Below are 21,011 nucleotides of genomic sequence, written 5' to 3' on the forward strand. Positions count from 1 at the left end.
TCAAAGCTCAAGCGAAAAATTAATATTTGAATTTTACGGCCACACTGTAATTTGCCGGTGCACCATAGAAGCCTTGCTGATTCGGGAAATTAAATAAGTATTTTTCATTGGTCAGATTATTCCCGTTGGCCTGCAAAGTAATGTGATCATTGAGTTCATAACTGGCCATCAGATTCACAAGCGCATATGCATCCTGTTTGATAATGCCTGCTTGTTGGGTAACAACACCCTCTGTAGCAGCTTCAGGAACTTCTAGATAAGTTTTATCCTGCCATTGCACACCAAGGCCCAGTTTCAGTTTTGGAATCTGTGGCACCTGATAGGTGGTCAGAAGATTGAAAGACTGATTAGGATTAAAAGTACGAGCATCACCACCATTGATCAGATCTTTAAGACTAAACTGAGTGTAGCCAAAGCTTAGATTTAAATGATCCGTTAACTGACCAGCCAAACCAAATTCATAACCTTGTGAACGTAGATCACTCACCTGGGTTTTACGTAAAGTCGGGATACCGTCAGAATCTCGCAAAGGATAATTGCTTTGCTCTGTTCTGAATACGGCCATGCTGGCGGTGAGCTTATCATCTAGCCAGGAACTTTTGACTCCGACTTCATAGCTTTCACCTTCGATCGGTTTGTTAATGCTGCCATCATCTGCTTTGGTGGTTTGCGGACGGAAAATCGAGGTATAACTCAGATAGCCTGTATATTCAGGGCTAAAATTATAGGTCAGACCGGCATAGGGTAAAACTTTATCTTCATCATAAACAGTATCTTTTCCATAACTACTGCCACTGCTTTCAGCCTGAACGTAGTTCACACCTAAAAGCAGTTTCAGATCATCATTCAGATGCAGTCGAGTCGCAGCATAAAGGCTCTGGTTCTTCTGCCGGATATGCATTTCACCCCTGGTTTTCGACATATCCCAGCTTGGTTCTTCGGGTGTAAAGCTGGCTAAATCTGTGGTCAGCGGATTGACAAAGCTGCCAGCATAACCCAATTCATCCAGACGATTTTTGGCCCAGACATAGCCCAATGAGGCTTCATGGCGTTGTCCCCAAAGCGGATAGGTGCCGCTAAAACTCAGGCTGGCTTGTTGTTCTTTATTGTCATCAATATACATGCCTGGATATAAGAAAATACCTGAAGTACCGTCAGCACCAGGTTTACCGGACAGGAATAAAAGTTTTGAATCCCGGTCAGTCCGTTTTTCCTCATAACTCAGTTTAGCTTTCCAATCAGCACCAAGTTGTTGTTCGATCTCGGCAAAATAGTTTTTAATATTACTGTCCCAGTAGGCCCAGTCCGGACTGTAATTATAATTTCTTGAATAGCTTAACTGTTCACCTTCAGTATTGATTAAAGGATTGGAACCCCAATTGACACCATTTGGATTATGATTCGTTTCGGTATAACCAGCAGTTATTAAGGTCGAATCAGTCAGGTCAGCCTCAACAACTGCACCAATGCCATTTTTTTCGAGTTCATAGTGATCCAGATAACTATCACCTGTCTGCTGATAGCCAAATACTCGGCCTCTGATTTTTCCATCCTGTGTCAGGGGAGAGGAAACATCTGCTTCATAACGTTGGGTATTCCATGAACCATAACTGGTATTAAACGCGGCTTGAAGCTCCTGAGTAGGGCGTTTTCGAATCATATTAATGGTAGCGCCCGGATCGCCAATACCATTATTTAAGGCATTTGCACCTTTAACGATCTCAATACGGTCAAATAAAAAGCTGTCTGGATTGTCATTATTGTAGTTATAGCCTTCAAGCGGAATCCCAACGCCGTCTACCAATACGTTTGAGATTTCAAAACCACGTGATAGATAGGAAGTTCGTTCGGTCTCCTGGTTACTTACAGTGATCCCCGGTGAGTTACGGAGTACATCACGGGTATTATCCAGTGCAAAGTCATCTAATTGTTGACGCGTCACTACATTCACTGTTTGTGGCGTTTCCTTAAGAGGAATATTTAGTTTAGAAGCTGTTGCAGAATTTTGAATAATATAGCTTTTAGTCTGTTCAGAGCTTTCTGTTGTTTGTGCTGCATCAGTGACTATCGTGATGGTAGGAAGCTGCTGACTATTTTCTGCAAAACTTTGCTGGGTCAGCAAAATGGCAAAACTGAGCAAAGATAGCTTGAAAGTTGGATGATTGGTATAAAACATTTTAATGAATGTAAATGATAATAATTATCGCTAATGTTATTGATTAGATATTTTTAAATCAATCTAAATACAATAGGAAATTTAAATTAAAAAATACTCATTGATAGAGGAATACTTTGCAGTTAAAGCAGATTAAAAGAAGGGATTAAGATTTTGCTTAAAATAAAAACGATTCATTTCAGTAAAATAATATTTAAATTATTGATTTCATATTAATTTTAAATTTATAAAGTATTTGCTAAATATTTTTCATGTATAGAATGCGATTAATGCTCAAATATAAAAAGAAAAATGAAATAAAAAAAAGCCATCACATTGATGGCTTTTTATAAATGATATTGATCAATAAGTTTTATAAGGTAAGAACTTGCCAGACAATACGACATTGACGCGGTCGCCATTCGGATTTTCTTCGCGTTGAATATCCATACTAAAATCAATCGCGCTCATAATACCGTCACCGAATTCTTCATGAATCAGTTCTTTAATGGTAGAACCATATACATTCACCACTTCATACCAACGGTAAATTAAAGGATCAGTCGGTACGCTGGTTGGCAGGGAACCTTTATATGGCACGATCTGTAGCCATGCAACAGCTTCATCACTTAAGCCAAAAATCTGACCAATCTTTTCTGCTTGCTCTTTATTAAACGCCATCTGACCTAAACATGCAGCGGTTACCCATTCTTTAGAAAGACCAATCTCTTTGGCAACATCTGACCACTTAATTGACTTTAAAACTTTCGCTGAAATGATCATGTCAGTTACTTGTTGACGATGGGTAATCATAATCCTCTCCAAATTATTCTCAAATGAATGTATGCAGAACGGATAATGCAGATATCATGCCAACAGCATTCTAGAGTTCATGCTAAATAGAAAATGAATATTTAAGCGATTGTTAATTATTTGTGGCACAGCTTTTGCTTCTGTTTCGATATACATGGCAACGACGCCATTCACCATTACCTGTTCTAATATTCAAGGCAACGGCGCCTAAGGTCTTCAGTGATCTTAGGCGTCTTTTTTCGAAAAACAGGTCCGTATATTGAAAAAGAGGACGACAACATGGCATATCTTGCTCCTGCGGAGTTTGCAAAAAAAGTAGTAGATGCGGGTGAATCCAAGCTTCATATGGCAACCCGTGATGTTCTGATTCGTGCCTTTATGGCAGGTGCGATTTTGGCCTTGGCAGCCGTATTTGCAATTACGATTGCAGTGCAAACTGGTGTGCCACTGATTGGCGCATTACTGTTTCCTGTTGGCTTCTGCATGTTGTATTTATTGGGCTATGACTTGCTGACTGGGGTATTTGTATTGACACCGCTGGCATGGCTGGATAAACGTCCTGGCGTTACCTGGGCACGCATTTTAAAAAACTGGGGGCTGGTATTTTTAGGTAACTTTACTGGGTGTTTAGTCGTTGCAGTCCTGATGGCTGTGGTTTATACCATGGGCTTTGCAACTGATCCGAATCCAGTTGGTGAAAAAATTTCTCATATCGGTGAAGACCGGACCTTGGGTTATGCGGCTTATGGTTTCTCAGGTTGGATGACTATTTTTATTCGCGGCATGCTGTGTAACTGGATGGTGTCTTTAGGTGTGATTGGCGCAATGATGTCAACTACGGTGAGTGGCAAGTTCATCGCAATGTGGATGCCAGTGATGCTGTTCTTTGCCATGGGCTTTGAACATTCAGTGGTAAACATGTTCCTGTTCCCATTTGCCATGATGATGGGTGGTGACTTCTCGATTGCAGATTATTTCCTGTGGAATGAATTACCGGTTGCTTTAGGTAATCTGGTTGGTGGTTTAGCCTTAACAGGTCTGGCACTTTACACCACACATGTACGTACTGGCGCGAAAAAAGAATTCTAATAATGAATCATTTTTAAAGGGATTAATATGATCCCTTTTTTGAGTTTTTAATATGAAAAAAACATTAAAAGTCGCTATTGGACAATATTCTGCGGCTGGTATTAAAGATCAGAATCAGGATTTTTATGGCATCTTTTTACCAGAAGGTCATGTACTGAAGCAAAAAGGTATAGCTTGTGCGATTGCCGACGGGATCGGTAGTAGCAATGTCAGTCATATTGCCGCAGAAACAGCCGTTAGCAGTTTTCTCTCTGATTATTATTCGACTTCGGATGCCTGGAGTACTCAGACTTCAGCAGCACGGGTGATTCGTGCCACTAATTCATGGTTATATGCACAAACTCAACAAAGTCAGGGACGTTTCGATAAAGATCGGGGCTATGTCTGTACCTTATCCGCACTTATTTTAAAGCAGCATCAGGCGCATATTTTTCACGTCGGTGATAGTCGTATTTATCGAATCCGAGATGGTGAAATTGAATTATTAACCCATGATCATCGCGTCTGTCTGTCTTCGACAGAACATTATCTCAGTCGTGCCTTAGGCGTGGATTATCGTATTGAAATTGATTATCAAAGCCTTGAACTAAAAGAAAAAGATGTCTTTCTACTCATGACTGATGGGGTTTATGAGTTTGTTACAGACCAACAATTATTAGATTTCACCTTAGCAGCAGATCACTTAAATCAGCTTGCCAAATTCCTGGTTGAACAGGCTTTAAAACAGGGCAGTGATGATAATTTAAGTCTTCAAGTGCTCCGTATTGAGCAGTTGCCTGAACCAGATCAGTTTTATATGCACCAGGATTATGTCTTTCCACCCCAGCTCAGCAAAGGTGAAGCATTTGAGGGCTATGCCATTGACAAAATCCTGCACCAAAATCACCGCAGTTGCCTGTATTTGGCACACGATCATGATCGGCAACCGCTAGTGATTAAAACTCTGGCAGTAGATTTACAACAAGATGAACAGGCTGTTGAACAGTTTCAACTTGAAGACTGGGTTTCAAAGCGTCTTAAGCACGAAAATCTGCTGCAATGTTATACGCATCAATCAGAGAAAAAATATTTATTCCAGAGTTATGAATATTTGCAGGGAGAAACCTTAGATCGCTGGCTGCATCAACAGAAAAAGCCTTTGCAGATGGAAGATATTCTCCCTATTTTGCAGCAAACAGCATTGGCCTTAAATGCAATGCACCGACTGGAAATGTTGCATCAAGATGTACGTCCTGAAAATATCATGGTCTTAAACGTTGATAATACACTTAAAGTCAAACTGATTGATTATGGTTCAACTGCTGTACGAGGTTTAGTCGAAATTAATCCTAAACATGTGGATCGGCCACTTGGTACCTTGGCATTTATGGCACCTGAATATTTCATTGAACATTCACCATCCGTGCAGTCGGATCAATTTTCTTTGGCGGCAATGGCTTATTATTTACTGACTAAACAGCTTCCTTATGGTACAGATTTGGCTCGTTGTAATACGCTGAAGCAGCTGAAGAAAGTTCAATATCATTCCATTCAAAAATATCGGCCAGATTTACCACTTTGGTTAGACCAGATTCTAAAAAAGGCTCTGAGTATCGAGCCAGTGTATCGTTATGAGGCATTGACTGAATTGATCCATGATCTGGAACACCCACCCAAGGAATTATTAAAATCCAAGGCCCCTACCATTATTGAACGTGATCCTTTACGTTTCTGGCAAATCAGTTGTGCTGTATTAGGACTTTTACTTTTATTAAGTATTGCATGGCCATTTATTTAAAGGTTGGAGTGAATATAAGTAAAAAATTAGACCGTGTTCTATGCTTTGGACAGCTTGCCTCACTAGTATATTTATGGCAATCAATCCACAACCAGAAACTACAAGAACTATATCATTACAACTTCAACCACCTTTTAAAATGGGAGAGATAAAAACAAAAAGCAAGGAACTACCATGGCGGTTCAATTTCTCCTATCAGCCTTAAGTACCGTAATCATATTGGCATTTACCGGCTGTACAGTTTCATCCAAAACACCTGCAACAGATAGTTATGGCTCCCAGCCGTCTTTACCTGAACCAAAATCAAGACTGTTTCCGGTCGTCAACATTGCCCCTGCAAAAGGTTGGCCTGAAGGTGTCATGCCGACGCCAGCACCAGGTTTAAAAGTGCAAGCATTCGCACAAGGCCTTCAACACCCGCGCTGGTTATATGTATTGCCGAATGGAGATGTACTGGTGGCTGAAACTGATGCTCCACCTAAGCCTGAAGACAGTAAAGGGATTAAAGGTAAAATCATGAAAATGGTGATGAGAAGAGCAGGATCATCCTATCCAAGCGCCAACCGTATTAGCCTGCTGCGTGACAGTAATCAAGACGGCATTGCTGACCAGAAAACGGTATTTCTGCAAAATTTAAACTCGCCGTTTGGAATGACCTTAGTGGGTAATATGCTTTATGTCGCAAATACAGATGCTTTAGTGCGATTCTCTTATCAGCCAGGTATGACCCAGATCAAAGAAAAAGGAACTAATGTATTAGACTTGCCTGCAGGCCCTTTAAATCATCACTGGACGAAAAATGTTATTGCCAATCCTGCAGGCAAGAAGCTCTACATTACGGTAGGCTCTAATAGTAATGTGGCTGAAAATGGCATAGCTCAGGAAGAAGGACGCGCCCTGATCATGGAATTGGACCTTTCTACAGGTCAAGCCCGGCCGTTTGCTACAGGCCTGCGTAATCCCAATGGCATGGACTGGCAGCCTCAGAGTGGAGCCTTATGGACTGTAGTGAATGAGCGTGATGAGCTGGGCAATGATCTGGTTCCTGATTATATGACCTCAGTAAAAGATGGCGCTTTTTATGGCTGGCCTTATAGTTATTATGGCCAGCATGTGGATACCCGGGTAAAACCGCAAAAGCCTGAACTGGTCGCGAAAGCAATTAAGCCAGATTATGCCTTGGGAAATCATACTGCATCACTGGGTCTGACATTTTATAAGGCTAATTTAATATCCCAATATCGTGATGGTGCACTCATTGGCCAGCATGGTTCCTGGAATAGGAAACCTCATAGTGGTTATAAAGTTATTTTTGTGCCATTTCAAAATGGTCAGCCTTCTGGTCAGCCTCAAGAGGTTCTGACCGGATTTTTAAGCAAAAATGGAGATGCATTTGGTCGGCCTGTGGGTGTAGCTACAGATGCTCAAGGCGCAATATTAGTTGCTGATGATGTAGGGAACGTGATTTGGCGAGTATCACCGAATCAATAAATAAGTAGATGCTAATAAAATAAAAGCCTTATAGTCTCTCCCAAAACTATAAGGCTTAGCGGCTGTAGTCTCTACTTTTATCACTTACCATCCCAGTAAGTTCGCTGTCTTTCGACTTTATTATCATTGTAATGCGATTATTATCAGCTTTCCTTGCTGACTCTTTATGTGAAACATAATGTCAAAAATTGAGGAAACAGGATATAGAGTATTTGCTCCAATCTATGTAAGTCAAAACTTACAAAAAATAATATATTTATACAAAATTTAACATTATGTGAATATTCTTATATTTTACAAAGGTTTTTGAAGATAAAAATCAGTCAATAGTAGTGTATAAATAACTATTTTCCAGTTATAAACGGCATTAAAATTAAAAGATATGATTTAAAAATCATCTTTTGCTTCAGGTTTGGCAGCTAGGGTTCCAGTTTATAGAAGATATTTATGAACACTTTAACTAAGGTAATTGATGGATCTGATTTCTCTGCCATATATGTGGTCGGGGATCTGCATGGTTGTTACAGCTTGCTCATGCAAGAACTGGAGAAAGTTCATTTTAATTTTGAGAAAGATCTACTGATTTGTACCGGAGATCTGGTCGATCGTGGTAATGAAAATCTAGAATGTGTTTCATTGGTTAGTCAACCCTGGTTTTATTGCGTTCGCGGTAATCATGAGGAAATGTGTATTAAGAGCCGTGACGATGCATGGATTCAAGATATACATGCACAGAATGGCGGTGAGTGGTTCTATCTTTTATCAACCGAAAAACAGGATGAACTCAGTGAAATTTTTTCGGCACTTCCTTTGGCCATTGAACTAAACCTAAAACATAAAAAGATTGGAATTTTGCACGCAGATATTGCGCTAAATGACTGGAATGTATTTAAAAAGAAAATTGCAAAAGGTGAAAGTAGAATTCCAGGCTTAACTTCAGCATATACCAATGCACTTTGGGGTAGAGGGAGAATTCGCAATCATTCTTATCGCTATGGAACCGTTAAAAATATCGATGAGATCTATCTGGGTCATACGATTGTAAAAGAACATATCCAAATTGATAATTGCCACTATATCGATGTCGGTTCTGCTTATACGCAGAAGTTATGTGCTGTTAAAATAAAAGATGCAAACTAGGTACTATTGCTAAGAACCAGCTGTAAAAATATATCAATAACTTCTGCCTTTAAAATTAACTTGATAGCTCATTTTTACAAAAGTCGATCTACATTAATGTTTGAATGAGAAACTGTATTTTGTCCTATTTAATTTTAAGTAAGTATTCATACAAATAATTCGGCTATAGTGAATTTATCTCATCTTTGTTTTACGGCATCTGCGGTATGCAGCGTGACCGATACGCCACCGACATTGCTGGTCTGTATGAATCAGTCATCTCGATCACATGTGCATTTTATTGAGAACAAAATTTTGTCAGTGAACGTCTTAGGTCCACAGCACGAACAGATTTCCAATGCATTCGCATCCAGCAAATTCAGTTCTGAACGAAGATTTCAATTAGGTTCTTGGACACCGCTAAAAACAGGTTCACCTGTATTAGACGATGCATTAGTGAGTTTTGACTGTGAAATCGAGAATATTCAACAAGTAGGGACACACAGTATCTTGATGTGCCGAGTGGTTGCGATTCAACGGAGCGAACAGGATCAGAGCCTGGTGTATTTTAATCGTACTTACCATTCGGTTGGACAATTAGAATTTGCTTGAATATAAATGAAAAAAATGACAATAAGATAATGTGGATTTTCTCATTTTTAAGATTTGTATCGAATTTAACAAATCAAAAGCAATCGGTATTCACCCTCATTTTCAACTGGAGCCCGATGTACACAAGGTAGGGCTCTTTGGGCTGGATGATCGACTGCCAAACGCCAAAGATGGCCTTGACCTAAATTGACAGGTTTGGCATCAGGCTTAGGTTGATAATGCAGATCAAAGAAATATTCTTCCAGAAAATCTTCAAATCCGGCTTCTGGGCCATCATATAATTCTTTCAGCTTTGCCCTGATTTCTGAAATCAGAATCTTTTGTTCCACCTGATCATTAGGCAAGATATCGCTTGCAGCACCATGATAGGTACATAAGAAAGTATCTGTTTCAATCGGAGAGCGATCGACATGGAATGAATAGACATCTGTAGTAATGAAATCGAGCTCATTATCCCGTTCATAGCATTTGAGCAGATTGAGTGAAGGGGAAGCGCCGTAGTCAGTTAGTCGCTGTATATCTTCTAAGATAATCTTTCTTGCCAGATGACCGCTTTCTGACAGCTGGAGTTTCATAAGATCATCAATTGAAACTTCAGTCATATTTTCCTGTAAATGAAGCTTATTCACGATCTCGGCAAAATCACCCGCTAAATTTCTAGACCAGCAAATCGCATTCATCGCACCCTTAAAATCCGAATTAACGAGTTCTGAAAAGTTTGAGACTACACGAATTTGTTTATTGCCTGAAAATTGATTATGCATGCTTAAGTGAAATGACTTATGAACTATGCCTAATATTACCCTTAGATTCCTCAAAATAACTTTATGAGCTCATAAAAAAAGAGATTTTAAAACCTAAAATCTCTTTCCTTTCACAGTATCTTAATTTTCAGCTTGTGCTTTGGCTGCAATATTACTTTTATAGATAAAAAATAGTGCAACAGCTAATAGGGCAATTGCTGCTAGTCTGGATCCATCTAAATGAATCACCGGGTTATTCAACCATCCAAAATGATCGATGAGCAGACTCATTAATAACTGGCCACTAATGACGGCGACAGTGGTGGCAGCAGCGCCCAGTCTAGGCATAGCAAATACAATCGTAAGCATATAGGCCACGCCAAAAAATGCACCTGTTAATTGCCATCTTGGTGCGGTGAATAAATTCAATGCATGGTTGGGTTCAAGAAAGAAAGCGATTAGAAAACTGACTAGAGCACCTAAGACAAATGTCAGCCAAGAACTTTCTAATACACCTACTTTAGCACCCAAACGACCATTAATTGAAGATTGAGCACATAAAACTGCTCCGCCAAAAATAACGACTAATAACATTATATAAATCATGGAGAAGCTTCCTTATTGAATAAGCCATAATGCAGCTAAAATAGCTACTAGCGCGCCAATACGATATTTGTCTACAGCCCGTTTATGGCTACCTAACAAACCCCAGTGATCAATAATAAGACTGGTTGCAACCTGGCCAAACAGGATGCCCACCATGGTCAGGCCAACGCCAATATGAGGTGTCGCTACAGTTAAAGCCACTACATATATAGGGCCTAATATACCGCCAGTCAGTTGCCACCGTGGCTGCTTGAACATGAGAGAAAGCTTTGGACGGCTGAAGATCAACCCCAAGGTTAAGAGCAGTGATCCGATCGCGAAAATTCCCAAGGTCGCCCAGAAATGCCCAATTTCTTCCCCGAGTGGACCCAGTAAACCCGCTTCAACAGATAACCCCATACCTGCAAGAACGACTAATGGGAAAATCCACAACTGTTTCATATATGCTTTCCAAAGGAAGAAAGCAACGAATTATATTCTCTTATTTAAAAGCTACAATTACGCAATTTTTCAAAACATAATTGCTATTATGACAATAATAAAATGATTGAATTAAATTCAGGGATAGATCAAGTATGCAACTCAATGCATTACGCTATTTTGTGATGGTGGCAACGACAGGCAGTTTTTCAGCTACGGCAAAGCATTTTCAGGTTCCATCTTCCTCAGTATCTCGTTTTATTTCCAAACTTGAACAGGAAATTGGGCAACAACTTTTTTATCGTAATACACGCTCTGTTCGGCTAACTGACATAGGAGAAAAGTACTTTGTGCAAATTAAGGAAGTGCTTGATACGCTAGATCTGGCCAATGAAGAAATTTCTGGTAAAAATGCGATCAGAGGGTTAATTCGTATCAATACAGCGGTTGCGCTGGGAAGGCTACATATATCGCATATAGTGAATAAATTGCATGATAGCTTTCCAGATCTTTCAGTCGAGCTGATCTTGACGGATACTTTTATTGACCCTGTACAAGAAGGTGTAGACATTGCCATACGGATTGGCTCATTACAAGATTCAGCATTAATCGCACGCAAGATCTGTGATCAACAATATGTGCTGTGTGCGAGTCCTGCATATCTTGGAAAGTATGGAACTCCACATTCCCCACACGAGATTCAGAATCATCAATGTTTGGTGTATAAGGGCGTTTCAGGCAGCCAACGTTGGTATTTCCGTCAGCAAGAGCATGACACTCCGGTTTTAATTGAGCCACAAGGGCCTTTAAGAAGTAATAATGCAGAAGTCTTGGTAGATGCGGCATTGGAAGGACGGGGGATTGTATTATTTCCAACCTGGATTTTTACGGAAGACTATTTTAAAACCCATAAACTGGTTCAACTTCTTCCTGACTGGATCAGTACAGTAGAGCCTTATTCTATAGGGATTCATCTGGTTTCTCCTGAAAACAGAATTCGTTCGCAAAAGGTTAGAACTGTGCTTGATTTCATTTTAAAAGAAATTGGAGATCCGCCGTACTGGGATAATATTCTTAAGTTTTAAAATTTTTATGATCCAATTATAAAAAGCTTAATTGGTTTCTTAGTTATCTTTTTTGATCAAGAAGGATTCTAAGGAAGAGCTAAGATGAAAAGCATAAAATGGAAGAACTTATATGATTTCAAATTTCTAACTTTAGATTTTATCTACACATCGCAATTGTAAAATTCTTAAATTTCCTTAAATGTATCTGCATTATTGCTATAAATCCAAAATTAAAATAAAAAAGCCTATCTCATTCGAAATAGGCTTTTTTACCTCTGAGGAATCTTCTCGCCATTTAATTCAGTAAGAATACTATGGCTTAAAGACTGATAATCATATTATGAGAATATGAATAGTTTTTCAAACATAATTTAAATTTTATTTGATTAAATTATTACGAATATCACTGGTGCTTTCAGGATGGTGGAGGAACTTATTTTCAATAATCTGTGCTTTCTCCTGAAGAATTTGTACTAATTTTTCCAGATTTACGAAATCAAATCTATTCTTTGAAGCTAATAAAGTAAGCGCTAAGGGCGGTTCTTTAAGAGAGAATTTAACTGGTACAGACAAACCTGCAACTTGAGGATCAAGTTCACCACTAGAATAATAATACCCCTGTTTTTTGATCTTTCTCATTTGTTCCAGAAAAGCGGTTTCATTCTGCACAAATCCCACTTCTGCAAATGCATCGGCATAACGTTGGTAATAGTCAAGCAACGCTTGTTTCGGTAAATGCGCCATGATGACTTTTGAAGATGAACCTACATAGACCGGACGTGGACAACCGCGTCCAAATGAAAGCAGATGTGCATTTTTAAAGACTTCGTCATGTAAGTCGATACACGAATCATAATTGAGATGAGTCAATATACAAGAGAACTCAGTCCGTTCGACGATTTCCTGCATAAAGGGAATGCTGATCTGTACCAAAGGATCAGTTTTTCTTGAAATATAATCCAGAACAGCAATTTTTGAACCCAATGTATAGTCACCGGATGTGCCACTGATTCGCTGTAAAAGTTCAGCCGATACTAATTCTTTTAAATAGCGATAACTGGTGGGTTTGGAGAGGTTTAATTCTTCACTGATGATATCTACATTAATCACTGAACGTGATAACGAAAATAGATCGAGAACAGTAAGAATTTTTCCAAAACTTGCTTGCGCCATAAAAAAACCTGAAGTGCTGACAATTGAAAAAGGTTATGACTCACTTTAGCTTAAAAGAGGGTAGTAGAGGCAACTATTTACCTAAAATTCTCGAATCATGAGGATATAGGAAGAAAAGAGACAAATATTCAGCATAATGGCCTATGCAATGATAAAAAATCATACTTATTCTCATATAGAGATATTTTTATTGACAATAAAGCGTTTATTTGAAAAAATTAATTAAGTAAATATCCAATGATGAATAATTAAGCAAAGTGTTCTCTTTTGCTTTTTATATTTTCATCAACCAGTTTCAGTTTAATCAGCTGAATATTCTAATTTTATTGACTTTCAACAAGTAAAAATTTTGTCACTGAGTTCTTTGGGCTTGGTGGGCAGGTTATTTGCTTTAGAAAATAAAATAAGCTTTTAGAGAGAAACCATGCTGCTTATAAAATCTTTACTCGCATTTCGTCCAAATAAAATGGACTGGATTTTTGCGACTAAAACGTTTGTGGCTGGTATTTTGGCGCTCTACGTTGCGTTGAGTTTGGATCTTGCTTATCCGATTTGGGCTATTGGCACAGTTTTCGTTATTGCCAATCCTTATACGGGTATGACCGCTTCAAAAAGTATCTATCGTGTACTAGGTACTTTATTAGGCGCAATTGTGGCAGTTGCAGTTACTCCTTGGCTAATCAATACACCGTGGTTGTTTACGCTGTTTTTATCCTGCTGGGTTGGCCTCTGCTTATATTTCTCTCTGCTTGATCGTACACCGCGCAGTTATATACTGATGCTGGCTGGATATACAACTGTCATTATCTGCTTCAATATCATTTACTTTATTGATACTGCTTCATTATTTGATATGGCAGTAGGACGCTTTCTGGAAATTACAATTGGCGTCGTTTGCAGTGCGATTGTGACAACGACGATATTTCCAATGCATATTGGCCCCGCAGTGAAAAGTCGTGTCAGTAAAACCTTAGTGGATACTCAGCAGATTTTTAATAAAATTCTATTAGAACCACGTCAAGACCAGAACTATACAAAAGCTTTAAGCCAATTGGCTGCAGATATTGCAGATATTCATGTCATGGCTGTGCATTTAAGCTATGAAAAGTCGGCTCTACAGGGAATGACCAAACCACTGCAGGAAATGCTGAATCAGATCACAATGCTGGTGAGTAATTTGGTGGCAATGTCAGAACGCTTGCAACAGTTAGACTTCATTGATACAGGATATCGCCAGTCATTAGCAGATTTACATTCCAAAATTAATAAATATCTAACTGATGAACATGCATTAAAAGAGTCTGAACTGAATCAGCTTCCTGCTGATTTTGAAACAGATTTCCTGAAAATTTTTGAACATTCAAAAGATGATCAAATTGTGATATTGAAAAGCTTGAAAATGGATATCCGCCATTTCATTCAGAATATCCATGCAATTAAGTTGATCTGGCAGCGAATCCAACAAGGGGATACTTCACTGCCTGAAATGATTGTTCCACTTACTACAAACTATCCAACTCTGCATCGTGATCATGGCGTAGCAGTGCGGGGCGGGGTTTCTGCATGCCTCACTGTTTTTATTGCTACTGCCTTTTGGATCTTAAGCGGCTGGAAAGCTGGATTTATGCTGGCTGAAATGGCTGCGATCAGTGCATGTATATTAACGGCGCTGGATAATCCGGTGCCTGCATTAAAGCTGTTTATTCGTAGTAGCTTATATGCTTCGATCGTGATCTTCATATATGCCTATGGAATTTTTCCAAATATTATAGAGTTCTGGCAGTTAGCACTTGTACTTGCACCATTCTGCATATATTGCCTGATGCTTTTTTTGCATCCACCCTTGGTTGGAATTGGTTTGCCTTTGTTGATGGGTACGATCATGGGGCTGAATTTTCATAACCGTTATACCCTGGATCAAATTTCTTTCTTCGATGCAGCGATTGGTACAGTGATTGGGCCAATCATCGCTGTATTTATTATCCATATGATCCGTGCAATGTCTCCAGATATAACCGTACAGCGCATTTTGGCCATTCATAACCGAGCCATTCGTCAGGCACTGTATATTCCTTATGGGGTACGGTTCCGTATTCATTTACGTACGATGATTGACCGCATCGGGGTATTAAATACTAAAACAGTAGAATCTGAAGATCTAAAAAATAAAATCAATCAAGCACTCATTGAATCCAGCGCCGTCGTGGATCTGGCACGGTTACAAGAACTCATACTCAAGTTACCTGAACAGCAGCCTTTGACACAGCAACTCGAAGATCTTCAAATACAGCTGGATGAATATTTTCGTGCCAAAGAAATTGGACAAAATTATGATGCTGCCTTCACACAGTTAATTAACAAAATACAGGCTTTGGAAGCAGATCTCATCATGCAGGAACATACAGATGTTGTAGAACGGCTGCATATTTCACTCAACAATATTCGTAGCAGCTTATGTCATATCAAGACACCGCCAAGATATGCAGGCGCAGGAGATTAATACATGGGAGAGCTGAATATCTATGGTGTGTATGTGCCGATTTTATTGATTCAAGCTGTGATTGCCTATGTACTGCTCAGAATCTTGATGAAGTGGCTAGACAGACTAGTCGCAAATGACTGGATCATCATGCCGAATATTTTCTATTTATGCACTTACGTACTTTTGCTGGGCGCCGTCCATTGGGCAGGCTTATTACTATGAGGTCTGATATTAAAATGATTGAGGAAAACCGTATATGACATCTGTCAATTTACGCAAATATTTGCGACCTGTACTTTTGACGGTAGTGGCTGTTCTCGCCATTTTAGTGATTCGACATATCTGGAATTATTATAATTCTGAGCCATGGACGAGGGACGGGCGTGTACGTGGTGATGTAATTCAGGTGTCATCAGATATTTCAGGCCTGGTCACAGAAGTCCTGGTGCAGGATAACCAGACCATCAAGAAAGGGCAGCCTTTATTTAAAATTGATGTTGAACGTCAAGAACTGGATGTTCAAGAAGCTCGTGCGGATCTTGCGAAAGCAAAAGCAGGTCTAGCGCAAGCTGAGGCTGAACTGGTGAATGCTAAAGCCAATGTCGTGAAATCCCAAGCAAATATTCATCTGGCAGACAAGAATGCAAGTCGTTATTCAAGCTTAATGGATGGTGCTATTTCAAAACAGGAACAGGATCAAATTTTTGCTGCACGAGATGAATCACATGCCGAGCATGAGCAGTCCTTAGCTGCAATGGAACAGGCCAAAGCGAATATCGAACAGCAAAAAGCATTAATACAAGTCGCCGAGAATAACCTCAATCTCGCGCAACTTAATTTACATCGTTCAGAAGTTGTTGCCCCGGCAAATGGGACATTATCAAATTTTGAATTAAAAGAAGGGAACTATGTCAAAGTTGGCCAAGCAGTTGCCGCATTACTAGATCGCAAGCAGCTCTATGTAGTGGGTTATTTTGAAGAAACCAAACTGGATAAAATTTACGTGGGAGCACCAGCTACAATTCAGCTGATGGGTGATTCGCAAAAACTTAAGGGCCATGTGCAAGGTATTGCCTCGGGGATTGAAGATCGTGAGCGTACTGCTGGTTCAGGACTTTTAGCGAATGTGAATCCAACTTTTAGCTGGGTGCGTTTAGCCCAACGTGTCCCTGTTAAGATTATTCTGGATGAGTTACCAAAGAATGAACTTGCCTTCGTTGCAGGGCGAACAGCAACAGTACATATAGAAAAGCAAGAAAAATAAACTGACCTGTAATTCAATAACACAAGGTTCTTTACGAAAAGAGAGCCTTGTCATGAATCCTGATTTAAAAGATCAAATAGCTATATAAAAACAGTAATAATAAGAAGTATGTAATTTGACCATTAAATTACCTTGTCATTACATTTTTATTGACCATTCGTTCAAATTTTTATATTTTCGTATGGATCTTTTTAAGCAGGAGGAAATTTTTATTATGAATGATGTAAGGCTTTTATATGTAAGTAAGTTCAAAGATGAGAGATACTCTACTTCTGAACTTTATAATATTTTAACAGAAGCCTTAGAATTTAATGAGTTACACAAAATTTATGGCGCACTCTATTTTGGTAATAATTATTTTGTCCAGTGTCTGGAAGGTACTGAAGAAGATGTAAAAGACCTTTTCTACAATCGAATAGTCAAAGATCCACGCCATAAGAACTGTGAAATTCTCTCTTATGAAATAATCGACTCATATCTTTTCTCCAGTTGGCACATGAAGTATGCCAATGTCCATAATGATTTCATTGAGTTCTTTATCAAGAATCATCATGATGGATTTAATCCTTATCTCCTGGAACCAGACACTATTCCTGCTTTTATAGAATTACTCAGACAGCACGAAGATGATTTATACAAAGCTCAGGTGATGGCTTAATCAGATTAAGATGTAACATGTGATATGTTATTTTAAAGAAATTGTTATATTACATGTTATATTTATAATTTTAAGTTTTTGAAATTTATAAAATAATTAAATTTTCAGTTTAAAAAATAGAGATGGTTAACCATCTCTATTTCTAATGGATGTAAAATTCCGAGACAACTTAAATAAATTTCAGCACTTCAAGTCTCAGTATTTAAAATATTTCCTGATTACATATTTCTATTCTTGAAATAAAATCGAGAGGCATAGTTAGTCTTTCAGCAGTTATTGTTTCAAAATGAACCCAAATAGCTGCGTCTCTATTTTCAAAACTAATACTTACAAGCTTAACCAAGTCATAAGGTTCAACATTGTGAGTTAAGATAATATTATAAAAGTGATCTGAGCGTACGTAAGAGATAAGCATTTGATGAATAGCTACTTGTTCATCACTACTTAGCTCACTATATTTACTTAGTTCAGGTAAATCATGTTGTCTGTTCACTTTAGTCCTTATCAATCTTCAAGTTTTTTATAGAGGACCAGAATTTTAACAATTTAGACAGGGCAGCATTTAGTTGTTTTGTATAAATAATTGAACTTTTTATGAATGATGCTGAACAACAATGCCAGCCAGATTAAAGCCCACACTATAATTAAAACTGTAACTATAAGAGCGTAGAAAACAATGTCTCAAGTAAAAATTTATGCTTTAAATGAAACAATCGAAGTATATTGAATAAAGCTATCCATCAAGCTTTAATCAAAGAGCTAAGTTATCTCGAGGAAAATATTTTTCAACGATTTATACCTTTAGAGTCTGAAATTTTATTTATCCAAAGGATCGATCTAGATTTTATATCATTATCGAGGTTTCAATGTTTGAAGGAAGAACGAAGAGACCAAAAGAGTATTTATTTAGGCTTTTATTAAAAATATAAGTCATTTATGTGGGATTAAATCTAATGATATTGAAATAACCATATTTGAAACTTTTAAAGAAAACTGGGGGGTATTCGAGGAAAAATTGCGGATGAGCTTCATCTAGGTTATGAGGCAAATATTTAAGTGATTTATATAAAGAAAACCTTAAGACTAATCTTAATATCTACGTTCAACACGAATAGGATGAAAAAGAGATATTAACTAATTGGTGAGTGCTGCATACAGAAATAGGCTATATGCATAATATTTTATTTAACATAATATACATTATACGAAATGAATTGTATATTAGCTTTAAATAGAAATGTCCGCCTTAGATTTGCACTTATTGCTTATCTTGGCGGACATTCACATGTGAACATGAATCTTGAATAAATTGAGAAAGCTTAAATCAGATTTAAATTAAAACTGTTTTGTCACGCTTAACCCAGCACTCCAGTTACGACCTTCTGCAGGTTCATAGAAACGACCATTGCTTTCATTGACAATGACTGAACCTGAATAATCCTTATCAAACAGATTATCAACGCGTGCAAACGTTTTTATAGACAAATCTTTGACATTCCAGTTATAGCCTACATTAGCCCCAGCAACGGTATAACTTGGTGCATATTGTGAGTTAATGTCGTTAACATAAATTCGGTCTGAATAACGCACATCTATACCGGCACTTAAACCATTTTCAGGTTTCCAGCCTAGACTGACAAAAGCCTGACTTTTAGCAATCCCGGGAATATAGTTTCCTGCGGCAACTCTAGATACTGCAACTTTTCCTTCATCATCAAGAAGCTCTGGAATATCTGCATCAAAAGTTGCATCAATATAGCTATAGCTGGCTTGAGCTGTCAGATCTCGCCAGAGGTCTTTACTCCAAGATAGCTCTAATCCTTTTCTTAGAGTTTTATCTGCATTACGAAACGTTGAGCGCCCGCCATCACTTCCCGCAGAAACAATGTCATTTTTGGTTTGAGTCTGAAATGCTGCTAAGGTCATATCACCAAAGCGATTAGCAGATTTTAATCCTAGCTCATAAGTTTCGCTTTCAGCAGCTTTTAAACCAAAGGTTTCATTAGTGTCATTTGCTGGGTAAGCCATTTCAGTAAAGGTCGGTGTTTCAAAACCTTGTGCATAGCTTGTATAAGCCATTAACTTAGGGATAATTTTCCAGCTTAATGCAACTGAAGGCAGTAATTTCTCATAAGTCGTTTTACCTGAATTATCGCCATTCAACTCGGTAATATAATGATCTTCTGATTTAAAATGCACATTGCTATAACGTATCCCGGCATCCAGCGTCCAATCAGGTGCAAAGTTATAAGAAGCTTGTAAATAAGGATCTGCATTCCAAAGCGTATTGTCTTCATTACGACGGAGTTCACCTTTAACGCCTAAAGTATTACCGACAAAGTTTTGATAGCCTTTACGGTCTTCGGTCATGCCATCAATCGCCACCCCAGCAATCAATTTTAAGTTAGGTATAACCTCTTTACCCATCCAACGGATATCTGCACCATAAAAGTTACGATCAAAATCAATGACACCACCCGCATGCTTTTTACCCAGCTGGATTGTATTAGGGATACAAACATCTGTGTCCTTAACATAAGCACATTTAGGCGTTGATTGATATTGGGTTACAGAACGCTGACCAGCATAGACCATTGCATAAATTTCATTTAATTCATTGATGGGTTTATTCCATGTTAAGCCAGTTTGCACTTGCTCAATTTCTTTACGTGCATTATATAGCAACACATTCGCTGCGACCTGTTTAGAATTTTCTCGCCATTGATCTCGAGTTAAACCACCTGGATCATCTGCTGCAATTTTGACATAGTTATTGACCCAGTTAATTTTAGAACCATCCTCCAGATCCCAAGTCAGCTTGGCATTGTTTAGTACTTTATGTGCACCACTATGATCACGGAAACCATCCGTATCAAAATAAGATGAACTGATGATATAGCTTGGTTCAGAAGCATTTTCTGAACCACCTTGTAGTACCAGATTAGTTTGGCCTTTATTCTGACTGCCACCCGAATATCCCAAAGTGACTGAATCAGGTCCCTGCCCTTCACGGCTTTGTGTCAGGATGGTTCCGCCAGAAGAATTACCATATAGCGAAGAAAATGGCCCACTCAACACTTCAATATGATCCAGACTATTCAGGTCAATATTCGAGGTTTGCCCCTGCCCATCCGGCATAGTCGCAGGAATACCGTCTACATATAAACGTACTCCTCGCACACCGAAAGTCGAACGTGCACCGAAGCCCCGCATTGAGATCTGTAAATCCTGAGCATAATTTTCGCGGTTATTCAGTTGTAAACCTGGTACACCTTTTAAGGTTTCAGACAGATTCACATTCAGGCTATTCTGTTGTTCCTGATTCAGATAATAGGTAGATGCCGGTGTTTCCAGAATGGCACGATCTGTACGGGTTGCTTCAACCACAATGGGAGCCAGTCGCTGTACCTCTGTAACCGGTTCTTCCGCATAAATTCCTTGACTGATACAAGCAATCAGACAGGATAAAGTCGATTTCATCGGCAACCGCGTGGTATGAAGGTGCATAGCTAATATTCCTGATATCTGGCATTCACTCATGC

General features: G+C 38.7%; 17 protein-coding genes and 2 pseudogenes. 11 read left to right on the plus strand and 8 right to left on the minus strand.

Annotated features, from left to right (window positions below; translation table 11 throughout):
- Nucleotides 1–19: 19 nt before the first annotated feature.
- Nucleotides 20–2,176: a TonB-dependent siderophore receptor gene (locus RJ01_RS09510; protein ID WP_034170890.1), complete on the minus strand. Its 2,157-nt coding sequence runs from the start codon at nt 2,174–2,176 to the stop codon at nt 20–22.
- A gap of 342 nt (nt 2,177–2,518) precedes the next feature.
- Entirely contained in the window at nt 2,519–2,968 is a 450-nt protein-coding gene (gene cynS / locus RJ01_RS09515; RefSeq protein WP_004785763.1) for a cyanase, read from the minus strand.
- Between the two features lie 279 nt (nt 2,969–3,247).
- Here cynS and RJ01_RS09520 point away from each other — a divergent pair, with 279 nt between their 5' ends.
- The 5 genes and pseudogenes from RJ01_RS09520 to RJ01_RS09540 all read left to right on the plus strand — a co-directional run.
- Nucleotides 3,248–4,057, plus strand: coding sequence for a formate/nitrite transporter family protein (locus tag RJ01_RS09520; RefSeq protein ID WP_004785766.1), 810 nt, complete (start codon nt 3,248–3,250; stop codon nt 4,055–4,057).
- A gap of 52 nt (nt 4,058–4,109) precedes the next feature.
- Nucleotides 4,110–5,834: a bifunctional protein-serine/threonine kinase/phosphatase gene (locus RJ01_RS09525; protein ID WP_034170891.1), complete on the plus strand. Its 1,725-nt coding sequence runs from the start codon at nt 4,110–4,112 to the stop codon at nt 5,832–5,834.
- Between the two features lie 174 nt (nt 5,835–6,008).
- Nucleotides 6,009–7,325: a sorbosone dehydrogenase family protein gene (locus RJ01_RS09530; protein WP_034170892.1), complete on the plus strand. Its 1,317-nt coding sequence runs from the start codon at nt 6,009–6,011 to the stop codon at nt 7,323–7,325.
- 447 nt (nt 7,326–7,772) lie between these two features.
- Nucleotides 7,773–8,465, plus strand: coding sequence for a metallophosphoesterase (locus RJ01_RS09535; protein WP_034170893.1), 693 nt, complete (start codon nt 7,773–7,775; stop codon nt 8,463–8,465).
- Between the two features lie 189 nt (nt 8,466–8,654).
- Nucleotides 8,655–9,056 (plus strand): annotated as a pseudogene (locus tag RJ01_RS09540) (flavin reductase); the annotation flags it as partial.
- Nucleotides 9,057–9,121: 65 nt separating this feature from the next.
- Here the strand turns inward: RJ01_RS09540 and RJ01_RS09545 are convergent.
- The 3 genes from RJ01_RS09545 to RJ01_RS09555 all read right to left on the minus strand — a co-directional run bounded on the left by RJ01_RS09545 (nt 9,122) and on the right by RJ01_RS09555 (nt 10,846).
- Nucleotides 9,122–9,820 carry a DUF1826 domain-containing protein gene (locus tag RJ01_RS09545; protein ID WP_034170894.1) on the minus strand — a complete coding sequence of 233 codons (699 nt, stop codon included), beginning with the start codon at nt 9,818–9,820 and terminating at the stop codon, nt 9,122–9,124.
- A gap of 120 nt (nt 9,821–9,940) precedes the next feature.
- Nucleotides 9,941–10,405 (minus strand): DMT family transporter, encoded by a 465-nt coding sequence (locus RJ01_RS09550; RefSeq protein ID WP_034170895.1) that lies wholly within the window; start codon nt 10,403–10,405, stop codon nt 9,941–9,943.
- 12 nt (nt 10,406–10,417) lie between these two features.
- Nucleotides 10,418–10,846: a DMT family transporter gene (locus RJ01_RS09555; RefSeq protein ID WP_034170896.1), complete on the minus strand. Its 429-nt coding sequence runs from the start codon at nt 10,844–10,846 to the stop codon at nt 10,418–10,420.
- Nucleotides 10,847–10,980: 134 nt separating this feature from the next.
- Here RJ01_RS09555 and RJ01_RS09560 point away from each other — a divergent pair, with 134 nt between their 5' ends.
- Entirely contained in the window at nt 10,981–11,910 is a 930-nt protein-coding gene (locus tag RJ01_RS09560) for a LysR family transcriptional regulator (protein WP_034170897.1), read from the plus strand.
- 360 nt (nt 11,911–12,270) lie between these two features.
- On the opposite strand, the gene RJ01_RS09565 is transcribed toward RJ01_RS09560, so the two are convergent.
- Complete coding sequence (locus tag RJ01_RS09565) at nt 12,271–13,065, minus strand: IclR family transcriptional regulator (protein ID WP_034170898.1); 795 nt, start codon at nt 13,063–13,065, stop codon at nt 12,271–12,273.
- A gap of 424 nt (nt 13,066–13,489) precedes the next feature.
- On the opposite strand from RJ01_RS09565, the gene RJ01_RS09570 reads away from it, so the two are divergent.
- The 4 genes from RJ01_RS09570 to RJ01_RS09585 all read left to right on the plus strand — a co-directional run bounded on the left by RJ01_RS09570 (nt 13,490) and on the right by RJ01_RS09585 (nt 17,469).
- Nucleotides 13,490–15,565, plus strand: coding sequence for an FUSC family protein (locus RJ01_RS09570; RefSeq protein WP_034170899.1), 2,076 nt, complete (start codon nt 13,490–13,492; stop codon nt 15,563–15,565).
- A 3-nt stretch (nt 15,566–15,568) separates the two neighbouring features.
- The gene (locus RJ01_RS09575) at nt 15,569–15,769 is read left to right on the plus strand and encodes a DUF1656 domain-containing protein (protein ID WP_005235637.1); all 201 of its coding nucleotides are present in this window, start codon (nt 15,569–15,571) and stop codon (nt 15,767–15,769) included.
- Between the two features lie 34 nt (nt 15,770–15,803).
- Entirely contained in the window at nt 15,804–16,811 is a 1,008-nt protein-coding gene (locus RJ01_RS09580; protein ID WP_034170900.1) for an HlyD family secretion protein, read from the plus strand.
- Between the two features lie 214 nt (nt 16,812–17,025).
- Nucleotides 17,026–17,469, plus strand: coding sequence for a BLUF domain-containing protein (locus tag RJ01_RS09585; RefSeq protein ID WP_005235635.1), 444 nt, complete (start codon nt 17,026–17,028; stop codon nt 17,467–17,469).
- A gap of 202 nt (nt 17,470–17,671) precedes the next feature.
- Here the strand turns inward: RJ01_RS09585 and RJ01_RS09590 are convergent, their stop codons facing one another.
- Nucleotides 17,672–17,962 (minus strand): hypothetical protein, encoded by a 291-nt coding sequence (locus tag RJ01_RS09590; RefSeq protein ID WP_004785797.1) that lies wholly within the window; start codon nt 17,960–17,962, stop codon nt 17,672–17,674.
- A 183-nt stretch (nt 17,963–18,145) separates the two neighbouring features.
- Between RJ01_RS09590 and RJ01_RS16560 the strand changes: the two are divergent.
- Nucleotides 18,146–18,525: pseudogene (locus RJ01_RS16560) on the plus strand (tautomerase family protein).
- A 279-nt stretch (nt 18,526–18,804) separates the two neighbouring features.
- Here RJ01_RS16560 and RJ01_RS09595 read toward each other — a convergent pair.
- On the minus strand, nt 18,805–20,976 hold the full coding sequence (locus RJ01_RS09595; protein WP_034170901.1) for a TonB-dependent receptor: 2,172 nt from the start codon (nt 20,974–20,976) through the stop codon (nt 18,805–18,807).
- Nucleotides 20,977–21,011 lie beyond the last annotated feature (35 nt).

The organism is Acinetobacter sp. YZS-X1-1 (assembly GCF_000804305.1).
GTDB classification, from domain to species: domain Bacteria; phylum Pseudomonadota; class Gammaproteobacteria; order Pseudomonadales; family Moraxellaceae; genus Acinetobacter; species Acinetobacter variabilis.